This is a genomic window from Kribbella sp. NPDC058693 (assembly GCF_042715335.1).
GTDB classification, from domain to species: domain Bacteria; phylum Actinomycetota; class Actinomycetes; order Propionibacteriales; family Kribbellaceae; genus Kribbella; species Kribbella jiaozuonensis.
The window spans coordinates 1561786-1580191 of the sequence record NZ_JBHXSQ010000003.1 but is presented as its reverse complement, the minus strand read 5'-3'; the positions used below and the strand labels follow the sequence as shown (position 1 = coordinate 1580191).

At 68.5% G+C, this 18406-nt stretch carries 16 protein-coding genes and 1 riboswitch; of the genes, 7 read left to right on the top strand and 9 right to left on the bottom strand.

Going from position 1 to position 18406, the window contains the following annotated elements; all coding sequences use genetic code 11:
* Positions 1 to 611 precede the first annotated feature (611 nt).
* The 6 genes from ribH to ACFWUU_RS25800 all read right to left on the bottom strand — a co-directional run bounded on the left by ribH (position 612) and on the right by ACFWUU_RS25800 (position 5971).
* A complete protein-coding gene (ribH, locus tag ACFWUU_RS25825) occupies positions 612 to 1085 on the bottom strand; it encodes a 6,7-dimethyl-8-ribityllumazine synthase (protein WP_380178927.1) in 474 nt (157 codons plus the stop codon).
* Entirely contained in the window at positions 1085 to 2323 is a 1239-nt protein-coding gene (locus ACFWUU_RS25820; RefSeq protein ID WP_380178925.1) for a bifunctional 3,4-dihydroxy-2-butanone-4-phosphate synthase/GTP cyclohydrolase II, read from the bottom strand. The genes ribH and ACFWUU_RS25820 overlap by 1 nt, the downstream gene beginning before the upstream one ends.
* 1 nt (position 2324) lies before the next feature.
* On the bottom strand, positions 2325 to 2999 hold the full coding sequence (gene pnuC / locus ACFWUU_RS25815) for a nicotinamide riboside transporter PnuC (protein ID WP_380178923.1): 675 nt from the start codon (positions 2997 to 2999) through the stop codon (positions 2325 to 2327).
* Positions 2996 to 3601 carry a riboflavin synthase gene (locus tag ACFWUU_RS25810; protein ID WP_137257987.1) on the bottom strand — a complete coding sequence of 202 codons (606 nt, stop codon included), beginning with the start codon at positions 3599 to 3601 and terminating at the stop codon, positions 2996 to 2998. The genes pnuC and ACFWUU_RS25810 overlap by 4 nt, the downstream gene beginning before the upstream one ends.
* The gene (ribD, locus tag ACFWUU_RS25805) at positions 3602 to 4630 is read right to left on the bottom strand and encodes a bifunctional diaminohydroxyphosphoribosylaminopyrimidine deaminase/5-amino-6-(5-phosphoribosylamino)uracil reductase RibD (protein WP_380178921.1); all 1029 of its coding nucleotides are present in this window, start codon (positions 4628 to 4630) and stop codon (positions 3602 to 3604) included. It abuts the gene before it with no gap.
* 137 nt (positions 4631 to 4767) lie between these two features.
* Positions 4768 to 4901: riboswitch (FMN riboswitch) on the bottom strand.
* 77 nt (positions 4902 to 4978) lie between these two features.
* Complete coding sequence (locus ACFWUU_RS25800) at positions 4979 to 5971, bottom strand: serine/threonine-protein kinase (RefSeq protein ID WP_380178919.1); 993 nt, start codon at positions 5969 to 5971, stop codon at positions 4979 to 4981.
* A gap of 114 nt (positions 5972 to 6085) precedes the next feature.
* Between ACFWUU_RS25800 and ACFWUU_RS25795 the strand changes: the two genes are divergently transcribed.
* Complete coding sequence (locus ACFWUU_RS25795; RefSeq protein ID WP_380178917.1) at positions 6086 to 8713, top strand: alpha-L-rhamnosidase C-terminal domain-containing protein; 2628 nt, start codon at positions 6086 to 6088, stop codon at positions 8711 to 8713.
* Between the two features lie 12 nt (positions 8714 to 8725).
* Here the strand turns inward: ACFWUU_RS25795 and ACFWUU_RS25790 are convergent, their stop codons facing one another.
* A complete protein-coding gene (locus tag ACFWUU_RS25790; RefSeq protein ID WP_380178915.1) occupies positions 8726 to 10756 on the bottom strand; it encodes a VWA domain-containing protein in 2031 nt (676 codons plus the stop codon).
* 144 nt (positions 10757 to 10900) lie between these two features.
* On the opposite strand from ACFWUU_RS25790, the gene ACFWUU_RS25785 reads away from it, so the two are divergent.
* The 5 genes from ACFWUU_RS25785 (at position 10901) to ACFWUU_RS25765 (ending at position 15687) form a co-directional block, all read left to right on the top strand.
* Positions 10901 to 11563, top strand: a complete 663-nt coding sequence (locus ACFWUU_RS25785; RefSeq protein ID WP_137257991.1) for a DNA-binding protein — start codon at positions 10901 to 10903, stop codon at positions 11561 to 11563.
* Positions 11564 to 11705: 142 nt separating this feature from the next.
* Positions 11706 to 12557: a substrate-binding periplasmic protein gene (locus tag ACFWUU_RS25780; protein ID WP_380178913.1), complete on the top strand. Its 852-nt coding sequence runs from the start codon at positions 11706 to 11708 to the stop codon at positions 12555 to 12557.
* A gap of 2 nt (positions 12558 to 12559) precedes the next feature.
* Positions 12560 to 13315 (top strand): amino acid ABC transporter permease, encoded by a 756-nt coding sequence (locus ACFWUU_RS25775; protein ID WP_380178911.1) that lies wholly within the window; start codon positions 12560 to 12562, stop codon positions 13313 to 13315.
* Positions 13302 to 14831 carry an ATP-binding cassette domain-containing protein gene (locus tag ACFWUU_RS25770; RefSeq protein WP_380178909.1) on the top strand — a complete coding sequence of 510 codons (1530 nt, stop codon included), beginning with the start codon at positions 13302 to 13304 and terminating at the stop codon, positions 14829 to 14831. Before ACFWUU_RS25775 ends, ACFWUU_RS25770 begins: the two co-directional genes overlap by 14 nt.
* Positions 14832 to 14946: 115 nt before the next feature.
* The gene (locus tag ACFWUU_RS25765) at positions 14947 to 15687 is read left to right on the top strand and encodes a polysaccharide deacetylase family protein (RefSeq protein ID WP_380178907.1); all 741 of its coding nucleotides are present in this window, start codon (positions 14947 to 14949) and stop codon (positions 15685 to 15687) included.
* Here ACFWUU_RS25765 and ACFWUU_RS25760 read toward each other — a convergent pair.
* Positions 15684 to 16436: an HAD-IIA family hydrolase gene (locus tag ACFWUU_RS25760; RefSeq protein ID WP_380178905.1), complete on the bottom strand. Its 753-nt coding sequence runs from the start codon at positions 16434 to 16436 to the stop codon at positions 15684 to 15686. The genes ACFWUU_RS25765 and ACFWUU_RS25760 overlap by 4 nt on opposite strands.
* A gap of 107 nt (positions 16437 to 16543) precedes the next feature.
* Here ACFWUU_RS25760 and ACFWUU_RS25755 point away from each other — a divergent pair, with 107 nt between their 5' ends.
* Positions 16544 to 17761: an MFS transporter gene (locus tag ACFWUU_RS25755; protein WP_380178903.1), complete on the top strand. Its 1218-nt coding sequence runs from the start codon at positions 16544 to 16546 to the stop codon at positions 17759 to 17761.
* Here ACFWUU_RS25755 and rpe read toward each other — a convergent pair.
* A complete protein-coding gene (gene rpe / locus ACFWUU_RS25750; protein WP_137257998.1) occupies positions 17726 to 18391 on the bottom strand; it encodes a ribulose-phosphate 3-epimerase in 666 nt (221 codons plus the stop codon). The two genes, ACFWUU_RS25755 and rpe, sit on opposite strands and share 36 nt — an antisense overlap.
* Between the last annotated feature and the right edge of the window lie 15 nt (positions 18392 to 18406).

The following is an 18406-nucleotide window of genomic DNA, read 5'->3' as shown; positions in this document are numbered from 1 at the left end:
CGGCTTATCGCCGGGGTGGCGGGCTGCCGCCCGCGGTTTGCTCGCTGGCGCTCGCGGGTGACCGCCACGTGGTCGGGCTGCATGTGGTTGGTCGAGGATCGGCTGCGAGGCCCGGATAAGGCTGGGCCACCTCGCGCGAGGTGGCCCACCTCACGCCGGCCCCGCCCGCTGACCGATAGCCCAGCAGATAGCCCGGGCATGCGGCTCACCTAGCGCGCCGTCGACGGACCGGCCTCGGACCATCAGCGCTGCAGCCGCCGCCAGAGCCCGCTGCCCGAGAACGGCCCAGCAAGCAGTCACCGCGCTGAGCGCCGGATGTCCTTCGAATCGACGGTGGAGCAGCAGGCGGGTGGGTGGAAGCGCGCGAAGCAGCCGCGCTGAGGAGCGGAGCGACGAAGGAAGCGGCTGCGCAGCACGCGTGGGGCCGCAGTCGACCGCGGGCGGCAGCCCGCCACCCCGGCGGCAGCCGGCACCCCGGCGATAGCCGGCACCTCCGGCGGTAGCCGGAAAGGATGCACCGGCGATAAGCCGGGGGGCGGGTGGGTAGCGCGCGTAGCGGCCGCGTTGAGGAGCGGAGCGACGAAGGTAGCGGCTGCGTAGCGTGCGGGGGCTTACCCCAGTTGCCGGACGGCGGCGAGGGTGGAGAGGGCGGCTTGGGTTGCTTCGTAGCCCTTGTCCTCGCGGCTGTCTGGCAGCCCAGCGCGATCCAGTGCCTGGGGGTCGTTGTCGCAGGTGAGGACGCCGAAGCCGACAGGAACTCCAGTCGACACGCCTACCTGCATAAGACCCTCAGTCGCCGCCTGGCATACATATTCGAAGTGCGGCGTATCCCCGCGGATCACCACGCCCAACGCCACGACAGCGTCGTACCCAGCCTTTGCCGCATGCAACGAAGCCACCGGGAGTTCAAAAGAACCAGGCACGCGGATCACGGTGTAGTCCGTCACCCCGGAGTCGTCGAGTGCGCGGATGGCTCCGGCGACCAGGGCGTCGGTGACCTTCGGGTGCCATTGGGCCGCCACGATGGCGACACGGGCGCCCTCGACCCGCGGGGCTTCGATGGTTGGTGCTCCACTGCCCGACATCAGCCGGCTCCGTTCTCTTCCGTGAGTACGCCGCCCGGCAGGTGGTGACCCATCCGGTCGCGCTTGGTCCGCAGATACCGCAAGTTGTGCTCCGTCGGGTCGATCGAGATCCCGCGCCGCTCGACCACATCAATGCCATATCCCTGAACACCAGCAAGCTTGTCAGGGTTATTGGTCAACAAACGCACAGAAGTCACGCCCAGATCAGCCAAAATCTGCGCCCCAGTGCCATAGTCACGAGCATCAGCCGGCAGACCCAGATCAAGATTCGCATCGACCGTGTCCCGCCCCGCATCCTGCAGCTCGTACGCCTGCAGCTTGTGCAGTAGCCCGATCCCGCGCCCTTCATGACCGCGCAGGTACACCACGACACCGCCCTCGGCCGCGACCTGCCGCATCGCCTCGTCCAGCTGCGGCCCGCAGTCGCACCGCAGCGATCCGAACACATCGCCGGTCAAACACTCCGAATGCAACCGCACCAACGTCGGCCCATCGCCCAAAGGCCCGCGCACCAAGGCGAGCTGCTCCGACCCGTCCACCGTGTTCCGGTAGCCGTGGGCAACAAAATCGCCGTACTGCGTCGGCAGCGTCGTCGTCGCGACCCGTTCGATCTGGGACTCCGTACGACGCCGGTACCGGATCAGGTCGTCGATCGACACCAGCACCAGACCGTGCTCGTCCGCGAACGTCCGCAGGTCCGCACCACGCTTCATCGTCCCGTCGTCGTTCACCATCTCGGAGATCACCGCCGCCGGCGTCAACCCGGCAAGACGGGCGAGATCGATCGACGCCTCGGTGTGCCCTGGCCGCACGAGTACGCCGCCCTCCCGGCCGCGCAACGGGAACACGTGCCCCGGCTGCACCACGTCGTACGACTCCGAGGCTGAATCCGTCAGCACCCGGATCGTCCGGGCCCGGTCGGCCGCCGAGATACCGGTGCTGATCCCGTCCCGCGCGTCGACCGAGATCGTGTACGCCGTCCGCATCCGCTCGCGGTTGTGCGGCGTCATCAGCGGGATCCCGAGCCGGTCGAGCTCCGCGCCCTCCATCGGCACGCACACCACACCCGAGCTGTACCGGATCAGGAACGCCAGCAACTCCGGCGTCGCCTTGGACGCCGCGAAGACCAGGTCGCCCTCGTTCTCGCGGTCCTCGTCGTCGACCACGATCACCGGTCGCCCGGCGCGGATCTCGTCGATCGCATGCTCGATCGTGTCGAGCTTCAAGACGGCACCCATGTCAGCCCACCACCACTGGTTCCGGAGTTTCGACCCGCTCGCGGTTCTGGATCTTCCACCACGACGCGAATCCGATCACGCAGAACAGCCCGTAGACGACGTACATCGTCGCCGACGGGTAGAACTTCGCCTGCACCAGCAGCGGTACGCCGACCACGTCCACCGCGACCCAGATCAGCCAGAACTCGACGAACCCACGGGCCATCCCGTACGTCGCCAGGATCGAACCGGTCAGAATCCACGCGTCCCACTGCGGACCCCACGAGCCGAGCGCACGGAGTACGAAGTACGAGATCGCGTACAGCACCACCGCGAACCCGAGCAGCTCGAGCCGCTCGCGGGTCGTGGCCCAGCGCGGCTGCACGCCCTTCGCTGCGCCCTGGTGCCGGGTCTGGTACCAGCGGTACCACCCGTACAGGCTGATCAGCGCGAAGAACACCTGCCGGCCGGCCTGGCCCCAGAGGTCCTTGTCCTGCGGGGTGTCGAAGATCCCGCCGACGAAGACCGTGAACAGCAGCACGTTGCCGACGATGCCCACCGGCCACGCGGCGACCAGCCGGCGCATACCGAACAGGGCACTGGCCAGACCGAACACGTTGCCGACGATCTCCCGGACGAGCACCGGCGACCCGGCGATCGTCACCTGGGAGTGCAACAGCCAGTCGATCGGGTTCACTTGTTGCCTCCAGCAATTAGTCTCTCTACGTACTTCGCGATCACGTCGACCTCGAGGTTGACCGTGTCGCCCACCTTGTTGCGGCCGAGAACCGTCAGCTCGAGCGTCGTCGGGATCAGGCTGATCCCAAACGTCCCGGACGCGTCGTCGACATCGGTCACGGTCAGCGAGACCCCGTCGACTGCGATCGAGCCCTTCTCGGCGATGTACTTGAGGATCTCCGGCGTCGTCGCGACCCGGACGTCCTCCCAGTGCTCCCCCGGCGTACGGCTGGCGATCGTGCCGGTGCCGTCGACATGCCCTTGGACGATGTGCCCGCCCAGCCGCGCGTGCGCCGTGACGGCGCGCTCCAGGTTGACCGACGAGCCCTTGTCGAGGCCACCGAGGCTGGTGCGCTGCAGCGTCTCGCGCATCACGTCCGCGGTGAACAGGCCGTCGCCGTACTCGACCACCGTCAGGCAACAGCCGTTGACCGAGATCGAGTCGCCGTGGCCGGCGTCCTCGGTCACCTTCGGCCCGCGGATCGTCAGCCGCGCGGCGTCGCCGTCGAGCAGGTCGAGGGACTCGACCGTGCCGAGTTCTTCGATGATGCCGGTGAACATCTACTTTCCTCCCAGAGGAACCAGGGTCAGCCGGACGTCGTCACCGAGGCGGCTGACGTCCGCTAGCTTGAACCGCCGAAGGTGGTCGATCGATTCCGCGCCGAGATCGCCGACCGCGGCGAACCCGGAACCGAGCACGGCCGGGGCGACGTACGCGATGATCTGGTCGACCAGACCGGCGCGGACGAACGCGGCGGCCAGCGTCGGGCCGCCCTCGAGCCACAGGTGCCGGATCTGCCGGTCGTCCAGCTGCCGGAGCACCTCGGCGGGATCGTGGGTCGGCAGCAGCAACGTCTCCGCGCGGTCGTTGCGGACCCGCGCGGTCGGCGGGATCTCGCGGTCGCCGACGACGACCCGCAACGGCTGCCGCGCCGCCGGTACGTCGTTCTCGTCCCGGACCGTGAGCTCGGGGTCGTCGTCCAGCACGGTCTGGGTGCCGACGGCAATCGCGTCGCACTCCGCCCGGTGCCGGTGTACGTCGGCGCGCGCGATCGGGCCGGTGATCCACTTGCTCGTCCCGTCCGGCGCCGCGGAGCGTCCGTCCAGCGTGGTCGCGAACTTCCACGTGACGAACGGGCGCCCCGTCCGGACGCTGTGCAGCCAGACGTAGTTGACCGCCTCGGCCTCGTCCCGCAGTACGCCCTCGACGACCTCGATGTTCTTGCTGGACAGCTTCTCGGCACCGCCGGCCGCAGCACGGTTCGGGTCCGGTACGGCGTACACGACCCGCGCGATCCCGGCCTCGATCAACGCGTCGGCGCACGGACCGGTCCGGCCGGTGTGGTTGCAAGGCTCCAGCGTCACGTACGCCGTACCGCCGCGCGCCCGGGCTCCGGCCATCCGGAGCGCCTCGACCTCGGCATGCGGGCCACCGGCAACGGCGTGGAAGCCCTCGCCGACGGGATGCCCGTCGGGGCCGGTGACGACACAACCGACCACCGGGTTCGGATGGGTGCTGCCGACACCTTTCGCGGCCAGTTCGACCGCACGCCGCATCCACGCGACATCAATCGGCGAAGCGTTGCTCACTGCTCTTCGGTCCCTCGTCGTCACGGACGCACCACCGGGGTCTCGTGACGACCGGCGACCACGCTCCGCCACCCGGGCTTCGCCGTACGCCGCCACCTCGCGCACGCCTCGACCGGACGTCAGAGCACACCCGCCGACCGCGTGCGCCTCCCATCCGGACTTTCACCGTCGGTCCCGGAATTCCACCAGGTCAACCAGCCGCCGAACTGCAGCGGCCGGGTCGCGGACTGTCACCGCCGGCTCGGAATTACACCGACCCCGGAGCACGCGAGTGGGTTCACTCGTGCTTCAAGTATGCCCTCCCCCGCAACCCACACCACGACCCAGGTCACATCGTGGTCCTTGCCGTCACCGAACCAGCAACCAGGTCGCGCTCCCCAACAACCCGACCGCGCCCACGAAACAGCCGACCGCCACGGCCCACAGCACCCGCGACCGCCTCGGACCTTCCACAGCCGCGGGCGCTCGGTCGGAAGTGGGTGGCGGCTGTTGGGGGCCCGCAGGGGTCCAGTTCGGCGGGAGGGGTGGGAGCTGGACGAACACCTCGGGGGCGTCGGGGTCCTGTAGCCATGGCTCGGCTCCCGGCGGAGGTACTGCGCCGGTCGCGGCCAGCAGGCGCCCGGCGGAGGCGGCGGACTCGGGCCGGTCGGCTGGATTCTTCGCTGTCAGGCGGCGAACGAACTCGCCCAGAGGTCCGTCGAGGTCAGGCAGTCTGCCGTCCGTGCCGGGGCGCTCGCCGGTGAGGAGTTCGGCCGCCACAGCGCCGACGGCGTACAGGTCCTGGCGTGGGTCCGGGTCGGCGCCGGCCAGCTGTTCGGGCGCTAGGTAGCCCGGCGTACCGAGGACCGTGCTGTGACGGGTCATCCGCGGTTCGTTGACCAGGCCGGCCACGCCGAAGTCGGACAGCCGCAGGTGCGGTCGCGCCGTACCCGTCGCGTCGAGGAGGAGATTGGCCGGCTTCACATCACGGTGTACGACGCCCGCCGCATGCACCGCGGACAACCCGTGCAACAACTGATCCACCAGCACCGCGACGTACGACTCCGGCAGCGGACCATGATCACCGAGCAGCGTGGCAACCGATCCGCCGCGTACCAGGTCCATCGCGAACACGACCTTGTCGTCGTCCGCGGCCCACCCGTGCGGCGCGACCACATGTGGGTGCTCGATCCGCAGGGACTGCTCGCGTACGAACCGCAGCAAGGTCGCCGCATCATGCTGGCCCAGCACCTTCGCCGCCACGTACGCCGACCGCCGCAGGTCCCACGCCCGCCAGACCGAGCCCATACCTCCGGTCCCGACGAGGTCGATCAGGCGGTACCGCCCCGCAAACGCATCCACCTCGGAGAAACTACCGTCCACCCAGCGCAGTCCGCCGCCTGCTACTGGTGGTCCGTCAGGATTTGGGTAATGGCTGATCCGCCATCGCCGACACCGAGAGGCCCAACTGTGACGATGCCTGGAACCGTTGACGTTGAGCAGTTGCAACTCGAGGACGACCCGTTCGTCGGCGCATCAGGGACCGACCGGCGACCGGGCGGACGAGCCGACTGGCCGGCGCGCTGGATCCGGGCGGCGGAGAGCGGTGACGTGGTCACCGAATGGCCGGCGCGGTGGATCCGGACGGCGGAGAGCGGCGACGTGGTCGGGTTCCGGCTGCGGGTCGACTGCACGGAGCCGGCTGAGGTCGTTGTTCACGTGTCCGCTGACGAGCGGTATGAACTGTGGCTCGACGGCGATCTCGTCGGCCGCGGTCCGTCGCGAGGTGAGGTCGGCCACTGGTCGTTCGAGAGCTACCGCCTGCGGCTGCCCGCCGGCGGCCATTGGCTTGCGGCCCGCGTGTGGAGCCTCGGAGACGACGCACCACTCGCGCAGCTGAGCCTCGGCGACGGTCCCACCTTCCTCCTCGCCGCCGAGCCCGTCCACGGCGAACAGCTTGAACTCGCCACCGGCACGGCCCCCTGGCAAACGGCCGCACTCCCCGGCCACGGCCGCCGCTCCAACGGCGACGGCTACGGCTGCGGAGCCAGACACACCACCGACGGCCGCACCTACCCATGGGGCTGGCAAACCAACACAGACAACCTCACCTGGTCCCCAGCCAACCCCAGCGCCCCCGGACGACCGAGCGACGGCGCACGACTGAGCCCGGCAGACGCCTCGGCAGACGCGGGCGGCGCGGCAGGCACGGACGGCGCGGCAGACGCGGCAGACGCGGCAGGCACGGACGGCGCGGCAGACGCGGCAGGCGGGGGCGGCGCGGCAGACGCGGCCGGACCAGGCGGACCGGGCGGACCGGGCGGACCGGGCGGACGGTCTGGTGGCGGTGGGCGGTTGTTGGTGCCGGCGCGGTTGCCTGCGCCGGTGCAGCGGTGGGTTGGCGGGGCTCGGGTTCGGCATGTTGCGGAGCATCTGGTGGGCCGACCGACGCGGGATCGTGTGGTGGATCAGGCGGATCACCTGGACCACGAGGCCGGCGACTGGCAGCGGCTGCTCGGCGGTGCGGCGCTGGTGTTGCCGCCCGGGACCTGTCGGCGGGTGTTGATCGACCTCGACCAGTACGTCTGCGCCTACCCCGTCGTCGATCTCGAGGGCGGCCGCGGCGCCGAAGTACGACTGCACTGGCAGGAGTCCCTCTACGAGACGGATCCCCAAGCAGGTAAAGGACATCGCGACGTTGTCGAGGGCAAGCTGTTCGGCCGGCCAGGGCTCGAGGAAGACGGCATCGGCGACCTCTTCATCGCCGGCGGCGGCCGCGAGCGCCACAGCACCCTGTGGTGGCAGTCCGGCCGCTACGTCGAGCTCCTCGTCACCACCGCCGCCGAACCGCTCACGATCACCGGCCTACGGTTCCGCGAAACCCACTACCCGTACGAAGACCGCACCGCCTTCACCGCCAGCGACCCACGGCTCGCCCAGGTCGGCGAACTCGCCTTCCGCACCCTGCAAGCCTGCAGCCACGAAACAACAATGGACTGCCCGTACTACGAACAACTCCAGTACGCCGGCGACACCCGCCTCCAGTGCTTGGTCGCCTACGCCACCACCGGCGACGACGCACTAGCCCGCCAGGCACTGCGCGCCTTCAGCCGCAGCCAAGGCGACGACGGGCTGGTCCAGTCCCGGACACCGTCCCGGCACGCCTCCCCCATCCCGCCGTTCACGCTGTGGTGGGTGGCGATGGTGCACGACTTCGCCCTGTGGCGCGGCGATCTGTCCTTCGTCACCGAACTCATGCCAGGCGTCCGCGCAGCCGTCGACGCACACCGCCGTACCGTCGACGACCGCGGCATCTTCCACGCCCTGCACGGCTGGAACTTCACCGACTGGGTGCCGGGCTGGGACGCCGGCACCCCACCCGGCATCGTCCAGGACGGGGAACAACACCCCGACTGGCCCGGCCCGGGGCGCGGCGTGTCCGCGGTACTGCAACTACAGCTGGCCCTGGTCGCACGGCAGGCCGCAGACCTGGAGTCCTGGGTCGGCACTGCCGCCGGATACTCACAGCTGGCCGACCAGCTCGTCGAAGCCGCCGACGAGGCCTTCTACGACACCGATCGCGGGCTGTACGCCGACGACCTCGCGCACAGCGCGTTCAGCGAACACGCGCAGTCGCTGGCACTACTCGCGGGAGCGAAGTACGGCGAGACCGCCGTCCGGACGATGCTCCAGGAGCCGGCCGGTGCACTCGCGCGAACGACCGTGTACTTCGACCACTACCTGTTCGAGGCACTACAGCGGATCGGCCGGACCGATGTGCTGCTGGACCGGCTCGGACTCTGGTACGGCCTGCTGGACCGGGGCCTGCGGACCGTGATCGAGCACCCCGAGCCGACCCGCAGCGACTGTCACGCCTGGGGTGCACATCCGCTCTACCACTACATCTCGACGCTGCTCGGCGTCCGGCCAACCGCACCCGGAATGACCGCAGTCACGATCACTCCCCAGCTCGGCGGCCTCGAGTGGGCCCAGGCAACGGTACCGACACCGCATGGCCCGCTCGAGGTCCGCGCAGAGGCCGGCAGACCACCAGCGGTCGCTGCCCCACCAGAGATCACGGTGACAATCGCACCGACACTCTGATGGGGCCGCGGCCTATGGCTGGTACGGCGGCTGCTGCGGCGGGTTCTGACCGCCCTGGTTCGGGTATTGCTGCCAAGGTCCTGCCGCCTGGGCGGTGGCCGGCTTCGCGCGGAGACGGAGTACCACGAACACCCCGACCAGCAGTAGGAGCACGCCCCCGCCGCCAAGACCGGCAATCAGGGCAACCGGAGTGCCGTCGCCATCGCCTGAATCAGAGTTGCTGCCCTGGACCGGGCCGCTGGCCTCGGTCTTGTCGCCATCGCCGGGGGTGTCCGAAGCTGACGGCTCCGCGGTCGGTGTCGGCGTGATCGAGTCGCCCGAGACGGGCGTCGCCCCGTCGACGTACGTCGGCTTCCCCGCACCGGCTGTGCCTACCACCCCGACGGTCAGCGTCAGTGGGATCGTGAAGGCCTTGTCGTCGTCCTTCCGGGTCAGCGACACCGCGATGTAGTACTCGCCGGGCGTCGAGGTGCCGGTGTCCTGGTTGTTGGCGCCGTTACGGTTCAGGTAACGGATCTCCTTGCTGGTGACTGCCTTGACCAGGCCACGCTTGGTGAGCACACCCTTCGTGTACGAGCCGCCTGGCACCTTCTTGGCGAAGACCGCGTAGACGTCCTCACCGATCGGCGAGATCAGTGCGGTGTCGAGGTACCGGATCCCGTCGATGGCTTCGGCGGTGGCCCCGGCCATCTCCGGCACCGTGATCTGCGCCTGGATGCGCTGACCCCAGTCGGCCTTGACCTTGTACAGCTGCAGCTCGCCCGGCATCAGCGTCGTCTTGTAGCTACCGGGCTGCAACAGCGGCGCATCCGGGAAACTCGAACCAGGAACGATCGCCCGCGGCGTCGAGCCCCGCATCGGAACCCACGTCGGGTCGTCGGCCGCCGCCGGGAGGCTGGTGGTCGAGTCCACCGGCGGCTCCTCGTCGATCCGCAGCTCGTACGGCACGCCCTTGAGCTCCCGGAAGTCCTTGCCCGGGTTGACGGTCAGCACCAGCTGCTCGGACTCGGCGCACTCGTCGTTCTTCTTCTTGTACTTCGACCAGCTTGCGGCGGTCCCGGTAGCGAGGCCCTGATCTCCGTCGAACCCTCTCGGGTAGCTCCATCCACACTGCTCACCGGTGAGCGTGTTGAGCTTCACCTCAGTCTGGATGACGAAACTGCCACCTGACGGGCGCCGGAAGCTCACCCCGGCCCGCAGCGTCGAGCCGGTCATGGTCCGCTTGAGCAGGTAGTGCTTCGAGGTGCTGTCCACCCCGAAGGTGTCGGAGTAGTGGCCCGGGGCAAGCTCCGGCGCGCCTTCCTGCTGGGCCGCACCCTGCACCGGCGTACCGGAGATGCGGAACGGGCGGAAGGCTCGCGTGGACAGACGGTCCAGGCCGGCCTCGAGGTCGATGGTCGAGTCGGCGTCGTAGTAGTCGCCGCGGCCTTCTCGAGCGACGCACTGCAGCTGGGTGCGCGCCTTCCCGGCGACGCGGAACCCGACAACGTCGATCTTCAGATCGATGCCCTGCTTGGCGATCGACTGCGCCACCACACAGGGATCGGGCGCGCAGGTGGCTTCACCGTCGGAAACCAGCACGATCGTGCGCTGGCCGACCGGACCGAGATCCTTGGCTGCCTGCTGGAGCGCATAGCCGATCGGAGTCTCGCCGTACGGCTTGTACTTCGCGATCGCGGCCTGCAACTGCGGCCGGTTGTCGGTGCCGATCGGGACGGTCAGCTGTGTGTCGGTGCAGGCACCGGGCTGGGTGCGCTTGAATACAGTCGCGCCGTACACCCGCAGGCCGACCTCTGCGGCCGTCGGGAGCTTGGTCACGACCTGGGTCAGGGCGGTCCGGGCCGCGGCGATCTTGGTCTGCCCGTCGCCGGCCGGCTCCTTCATCGAGCCGGACGAGTCGAGCACCAGGACGAGTTTGCCGCCGGACGGAGCAGGGTCGGCCACGGCGCTCCCGGTGGTCAGGCCGGCCAGCACAGCAGTCAGTGTGATGGCGAGGAGCGCCCAGACCGCTGGGCGGCGGCGGTGTCCCTGGTGAGTCGTCATCGTTTCCTCCAGTGAGATTCGCTGCCGCAAACACTTTCAGTTTGCGATTGCAAATGTCAAGCCGGTTTCGGGCTGGATTTATACGTTCGCAGGTGCGAAGATATTTGCAATCGCGACGCGGTGGCCGGTGGAAGGGGCAGACCGATGGACCAGACAGCGCACAACCTCCAGCAGCAGATCGAGCTGTACGGCGAGCCGCTCGGGGAGACTGTACGGCGCGTCCTGGGTCCACTCGGGCTGACGCAGGGCGGGCTCGCGCAGCTCATCGGCATGTCTGCGCCGATGTTGTCCCAACTGGTCAGCGCGCAGCGGGTGAAGATCGGCAACCCGGCGGTGATGTCCCGCCTGCGGGCAGCCTCGGAGCTGGCCGATCTGGCGATCACGAGCGAGATCGGGGACCACGAGATCCCGGCCGAGCTCGATCGCATCCGGCAAACCACCGGCGGACTGACAACCTCGGGATCAACCGGCCACCCGCCGAGGTCCGGCCAGCTGCCTGATGGGTTGGGGACGGTGTCGTCGGGGATCGCCGGGCAGGTGCCGGGTGGAGCCGGGGCGGATGTTGCTTCAGGCATCCATACGGCTTGGCCCGCCGGCGTGGGTGTGCGGGTGGATGACGGTGCCACGGCTCGCGCCGTCGTACGGGCGATCCAGGATCTGCTCCGCGAGGTCGCGTCTGCCGACGAGATCCAGCAAGCAGCAGCCGCCCTGGAAGCGGAGTCGCCGGCCCTCGCCGAACTGCTGCTGGCCTACGGGACCGGCAGGACCGCCGACGCCCTCGCCCACTATGAGCAACATCACGGCTGAGCCCTCTATATAGCACGAGCCGAGTAGACATTCGGCCCGATCTCATCCTTTGTCAGCGCGGAATTCCGTCGCCGACTCTGCTGTTGGGTTGCCTCGGCGGGGCGGATCGCCCTGCGTTCGTTGACGTTGTGAGGAGAGGCTTGTGCGCGCGTTCGGCGCTTTTCGGCGGGTTGTTGCGGTGGCGGGAGCGGTCACGCTCGCAGTGTCGATGGTTGCCTGCGGCAGCGATCAGGACAAAGCCGCGAGCGGTCCTGATCTCGGGCTGATGAAGGCCGGCACGTTGCGGATCGGGACGCTGACTGACGCGCCGCCGAACGTCTACGTGAAGGACGGCAAGTTCACCGGGTTCGACAACGACCTGATCACCGCGGTGGCGGCCAAGCTGAACCTGAAGCCGGAGTTCGTCGGGACGGACTTCTCCGCGCTGCTCTCGCAGGTGAACGGCGGCCAGTTCGACCTCGGCAGCTCGTCGATCACGATCACCGAGGCGCGGAAGAAGACGGTTGCGTTCAGCAACGGATACGACTTCGGCTACCTCGGCCTCAACACCACCAAGAACTCCGGCATCACGTCGTTCGACCAGCTCCAGGGCAAGCGGGTCGTCGTCGTACAAGGCACCGTCCAGGACGACTACGCGACCGGCAAGAACCTCAACCCGGTCCGCGTACCGAACTACAACGCCGCCCTCGGCCAGCTCAAGGCAGGTACTGCGGACGCCTGGGTCTCCCCCGCCGAGATCGGCGAGAAGATGGCCAAGGAGCAGGGTGGCGGAACGGTGATCCTGGCAGCCAAGGAGCTCAGTGACGCCCCGATGGCGTTCGCAGTGGCCAAGAACAACGACAAGCTCCGCGACGCGGTCAACAAGGCGCTCGACGAGGTCATCGCCGACGGCACCTGGACCAAGCTGGTCGAGCAGTACTACCCGGGTCGCGCCGTACCGGCGAACTTCAAGCCCGGCAGCGGGTCTGTGAAGTTCACCGCTCCCAAGGCCTGAGCATGGACATCTGGTCCACGCTCAGTGACACCTTCCTCGACTGGGAGTCGATGAAGGCGGTCCTGCCCGAGATGCTCAAGGTGGGACTGGTCAACACCCTCATCCTGGCGGCCGCCTCGGTCGTGCTGGGCACTGTGCTCGGCATGATCGTGGCGGTCCTCGCCCTGTCCACCAAGCCCTGGCTGCGCTGGCCCGCGAAGATCTACACCGACATCTTCCGCGGGCTGCCCGCGATCCTGACCATCCTGCTGATCGGTCAGGGCCTGTCCCCCATCACCCGGCACTGGTGGGGCCCGAACCCGTACCCGCTCGGCATCCTCGCGCTCTCGCTGATCGCCGCCGCGTACATCGGCGAGATCTTCCGCTCCGGCATCCAGAGCGTAGAGAAGGGCCAACTCGAGGCCGCCCGCGCGCTCGGGTTCAGCTACACCAGCGGGATGCGGCTGGTCGTCATCCCACAAGGCGTACGGCGGGTGCTGCCGGCGCTCGTGAACCAGTTCATCGCGCTGGTGAAGGAGTCCAGCCTGGTCTACTTCCTCGGCCTGCTGGCGAGTCAGCGCGAGCTGTTCCGGATCGGTCAGGACGCGGCCGCGACCAACGGCAACCTGTCTCCGCTGCTGCTCGCGGGCATCTTCTACCTGATCATCACCGTCCCGCTGACCCACCTGGTGAACCACTTCGACAAGCGGCTGCGCGAAGGGCGGCCGACCGAGAAGGACGATGTGAAGCTGGAGGAGCTCGCGCATGCGAACCATTGAGGCCGCGAGCCTGGAGGTCGAGGGCGTCGAGCTCGCGTTCGGTACCAACGAGGTCCTGCGCGGCGTGAACCTCGCCGTATCGGCCGGACACACCGCCTGCGTGATCGGCCCGTCGGGTTCGGGCAAGTCGACATTGCTGCGCGCGATCAACCGGCTGCTCGAGCCGGACGCGGGTGATGTGAGGCTGGGCGGCGAGTCGGTACTGCGCGGTGACCCCGACGTACTGCGTCGTCGCATCGGCATGGTGTTCCAGCACTTCAACCTGTTCCCGCACAAGACCGTGCTCGACAACATCACGCTCCCGCTTCGCAAGATCAAGAAACTCGACACCGACGCCGCGCAACAGGCGGCCCGGGAGCAGCTCGAGCTCGTCGGCCTGGCCGAGAAGGCGGGAGCGCGGCCCGGAAACCTGTCCGGCGGTCAGCAGCAGCGGGTCGCGATCGCGCGTGCGCTCGCGATGAAGCCCGAGGTGATGCTGTTCGACGAGGCGACGTCCGCGCTCGATCCCGAGCTCGTGAAGGGTGTGCTCGCGTTGATGGCGGACCTCGCGCAGGCGGGGATGACGATGGTCGTGGTCACGCACGAGATGGGGTTCGCGCGCGAGGTGGCGGATCAGGTCGCGTTCATGGATCAGGGCGTGGTGGTGGAGTCCGGCGTACCGGAGCAGGTGCACGGACGCGGATTCGCCCCGGCTGCGGCAGTTCCTCTCGCAAGTGCTGTAAAAGTCACCCCTGGCGCATTTGGTTGCCGAGGGCCACTATGGAGACAGGCCCGGGACCGGGTCGACCATGGCTGGGGGATGGTTGTGGTGAGAGATCTTCGGTTGATGATCTCGACGGCGCTCGCCGTCGGGCTGACAGCGACGCTGGGCCTGACGGTGAGCACCGAGCCACGAGCCACCGCCACCGCGGCTGCACCCGTCCAAGCCACGGTGAAACAGCAGGTGGCGAAGCCGAAGTGGGTCTATCTCACCTTCGACGACGGGCCGAGCGCGCGCTACACCGCACAGATCCTGAAGATCCTTCAGGCCTACCACGTCCGGGCGACGTTCTTCGAGGTCGGCCAGAACGTCAAGCGGTACCCGGCCATCACCCGCCGCGTCGATCAGCTCGGCCACAGCGTGCAGAACCATTCCTGGTCGCACCCGAACCTCACCAAAGTCAGTTGGCCCACGTTCAAGTACCAGGTCCGCACCACGGACCGCTACCTCAAGGCACAGACCGGTTACACCCCGCGCTGCCTGCGACCGCCGTACGGCGCGACGAACCGAGTCGTCGCCAAGCGAGCCACGATGCTCGGCAAGAAGCTCACGCTGTGGACCGTCGACCCGGCCGATTGGAGCCGACCGGGTACGTCAGTGATCGTGCGCCGCGTACTGGCGAAGGTACGGAGCGGCTCCGTGGTTCTGATGCACGACGGCGGCGGCAACCGCAGCCAGACCGTCGCCGCGCTGCCGAAGATCCTGAAGGCGCTCAAGGCCCGCGGGTACCTCTTCTATCCGTTGTGGTGTCACTAGCGAGCGTCCGGTATTCGTTACTCGTTGACGCGGCAGCGGCGTGGGCGCTGGCTTTCGGCGGCGACATGCACAGGGTGGACGAGAGGAGTGAGCCACCCACCGCCCTGGGGGACGCATGGATGTTCGCTTGACCCGCGCCGGGAACCGGATGATCGGTCTGGCGATGATGATGCTGGTGAGCGCGGTGATCGGCACGGTCGTGGTCGCGGCCGCGAAGTCACCCGCCAAACCAGTCACGCCCGAACCACCCGCAGCGGCGCCGGCAGCGGCCGCACCGACCAAGACCCCGCTACCTACCAAGTACGTCGTACTGACCTTCGACGACGGTCCCGATATCGAGTACACCCCGCAGGTGCTCGACATCCTGGCGAAGTACGACGCGAAGGCCACGTTCTTCGAGATCGGCCAGAACGTCCAGAAACATCCCGAGCTGACCAAGCGCATCCACGCCGCCGGCCACAGCGTGGAGAACCACACCTGGAATCACGCTGACCTGCGCAAACTCAGCGCAACAGCGTTCCGGCAACAGGTCATGTCGACCGACCAGGCGATCCGCGCGCAGATCGGCAGTACGCCGGGCTGCCTGCGGCCGCCGTACGGCGGAGTCAGCGCGACCGTCCGGCAACGGGCCACGGCGCTGGGCAAGGACCTGGTCGTGTGGACCGTCGACTCGCGTGACTGGACCAAGCCCGGCACAGCGGCGATCGTGCAGCGTGTGGTGAAGAACGTGCACAGCGGTTCGGTGATCCTGATGCATGACGGCGGCGGGAACCGCAGTCAGACGGTCGCAGCGCTGCCGACCATCCTCAAGACACTCAAGGCGCAGGGGTACGGCTTCCGCACCCTGACCTGCTAGGACAGCGCGCTGACCAGCGGTACGACGTCGGCGATCGACTCGACGATCCGGGTCGGGCGGTACGGGAACCGCTCGACCTCGTGCTCACCGGTCGAGCCGGACAGCACGAGCACGCTGCGGAGACCCGCCTCGAGACCGCTGATGATGTCCGTGTCCATTCTGTCGCCGATCATCACGCTCGTCTCGGAGTGCGCCTCGATCCGGTTCAGCGCGCTGCGCATCATCAGCGGGTTCGGCTTGCCGACGAAGTACGGCGCGATGCCGGTCGCCCGGGTGATCAAGGCGGCCACCGAGCCGGTCGCGGGCAGCGGACCCTCCTGGGACGGGCCGGTCGGGTCCGGGTTGGTGGCGAGGAACCGCGCGCCGTCGGCGATCAGCCGGATCGCCTTGGTGATCGCCTCGAACGAGTACGTCCGCGTCTCGCCGAGGACGACATAGTCCGGGTTGCGCTCGGTCAGCACATACCCGATCTCGTGCAGCGCCGTCGTCAGGCCCGCCTCACCGATCACGTACGCCGTACCGCCCGGGCGCTGGTCGTCCAGGAACTGGGCGGTGGCGAGCGCGCTGGTCCAGATCGCCTCCTCCGGGATGTCGATGCCTGCGGCAAGCAGGCGGGCCCGGAGGTCGCGCGGCGTGAAGATCGAGTTGTTGGTGAGGACGAGGAACTTCTTGCCGGACGCCTGCAGCGCGGCGATGAACTCACCGGCTCCGGGGATCGCGCGCTCCTCGTGCACCAGCACGCCGTCCATGTCCGTCAGCCAGCTCTCGACGGTTTGTGCTCGCTCACGCGGCTCATCGTAGTGGTCTGCCCCGGAGAAACACGGAAACTGTCGGTGGAGGCGGCAAGAATGCGGCCATGGAGTTGTCCGGGTACCGAGAGTTGTGGCGAGCACACGGCGTGATGTCGCTGCTGGTGGCTTCGCTGCTCGCGCGGCTGCCGATGCTCGCGACGATGGTGCCGATCGCGTTCCTTGCGAAGGATGCGAGTGGCTCGTTCCGCTGGGCCGGCGTGGTGGCCGGCGCTTATTCGATCGGTACGGCGATCGCCGGGCCGGTGTGGTCGCGGGCCGCGGATCGGCGTGGGCCGCGGGGCGTGTTGCTGGTGACGGGTCTCGCGTGGAGTGTGGCGCTGCTCGCGATCGCGTTGCTGCCGGCTGGGCTGCATCGGTTGCTGCCTGCGTTGGCGGTGATCGCGGGTGCGCTGGTGCCTCCGGTGATGCAGACGTTGCGGGCGGCGTGGCCACGGGTGGTGCAGGGGCCGGCGCTGCGGACGGCGTACTCCGTGGATGCGACGGCGCAGGAGTTGCTGTTCATGGTCGGGCCGATGCTTGGGGCAACTGCTGTGAGCGTTGCCAGTCCGCGGCTCGGCGTACTGCTCGCGGCGGCGATGTCGGCCGTCTTCATCTGGTGGTATGCGCTCCGACAACCCGAGCCGGTCGCGCACGATCACCACATCAGGGTGACCGCGCGGCAGTTGCTGTGGCACCGGTACCGGTTGCCGTTGATCCTTTCGTTCGGCCTGTGGGTGATGTCGTTCAACGGGATCTCGCTGGGGATCGTCGCGTTCGCCGATGAGCACGGTCAGCGGCTGATCGCGGGGATCTTCGAGGCGGTCTGGGCGTTCGGCAGCCTGGTCGGCGGTGCCGTCGCGGGCGCGTTGCCTGGCCGGCGTACGTCGTACCTCTGGCGGCGGGCTGCGCTGGTGTCCGCGGGGATGCTGCTGTGTGTATTTGCTACGTGGTCGCCGGTGTCGTTGGGGATCGCGTTGATGGTGTCGGGGTTGACGTTGGCGCCGGCGATCGGCGCGCTGTACGAGCGGCTGGGTGCGTTGACGCCGGATGTGGCGCGGACCGAGGTGTTCGGCTGGATGGGCAGCGCTGCCATGGGCGGTGCGGCGATCGGGGCGGCCGTGTCGGGTGCGGTGATCGAAGGGTTCGGGGTGCGGTACGTGTGGCTACTGGCCGCCGTACTCGCCGGCTTGTCGATGGTGCTGCTGCTACGCGTGCCGCCGGAGTCGGTTGCGCCCGTGCGGGCGGAGTTAGCTGGTGGTGGCTTGCTCGGCGAGGGTGCGTAGGTTCTCGACCATGGCGTTGGGGTCGTCGGCGGCGTAGACGGCCGAGCCGGCCACGAAGACGTCAGCGCCTGCTTCGGCGCACTGCTCGATGGTGTCGGCTGAGACTCCGCCGTCGATCTCGATCCACAGGTCGAGGCCGTGCTTGTCGAGCAGTTGGCGGGTGCGGCGGATCTTCGGGACGCAGATGTCGAGGAACTTCTGCCCGCCGAAGCCGGGCTCGACGGTCATGATCAGGATCATGTCGAGCTCGGAGAGGAGGTCCTCGTACGGCTCGATCGGCGTCGCGGGCCTGAGCGCCATCGCCGCCCGTGCTCCCTTGGACCGGATCTCCCGCGCGGTCCGGATCGGCGCCCGGCAGGCCTCGATGTGGAACGTGACGCTCGACGCGCCCGCCTCGACGTACCCGGGCGCCCAACGATCCGGGTCCTCGATCATCAGGTGACAGTCGAGCGGCTTGTCGGTCGCCTTCGCCAGCGACTCGACCACCGGCATCCCGAGGGTCAGGTTCGGCACGAAGTGGTTGTCCATCACGTCGACGTGCAGCCAGTCCGCATTGGACACCGCCACAGCCTCCTCGGCCAACCGAGCGAAGTCGGCCGACAGGATGCTTGGCGCGATCTGAATCCCCATGACGCCAATCTATCG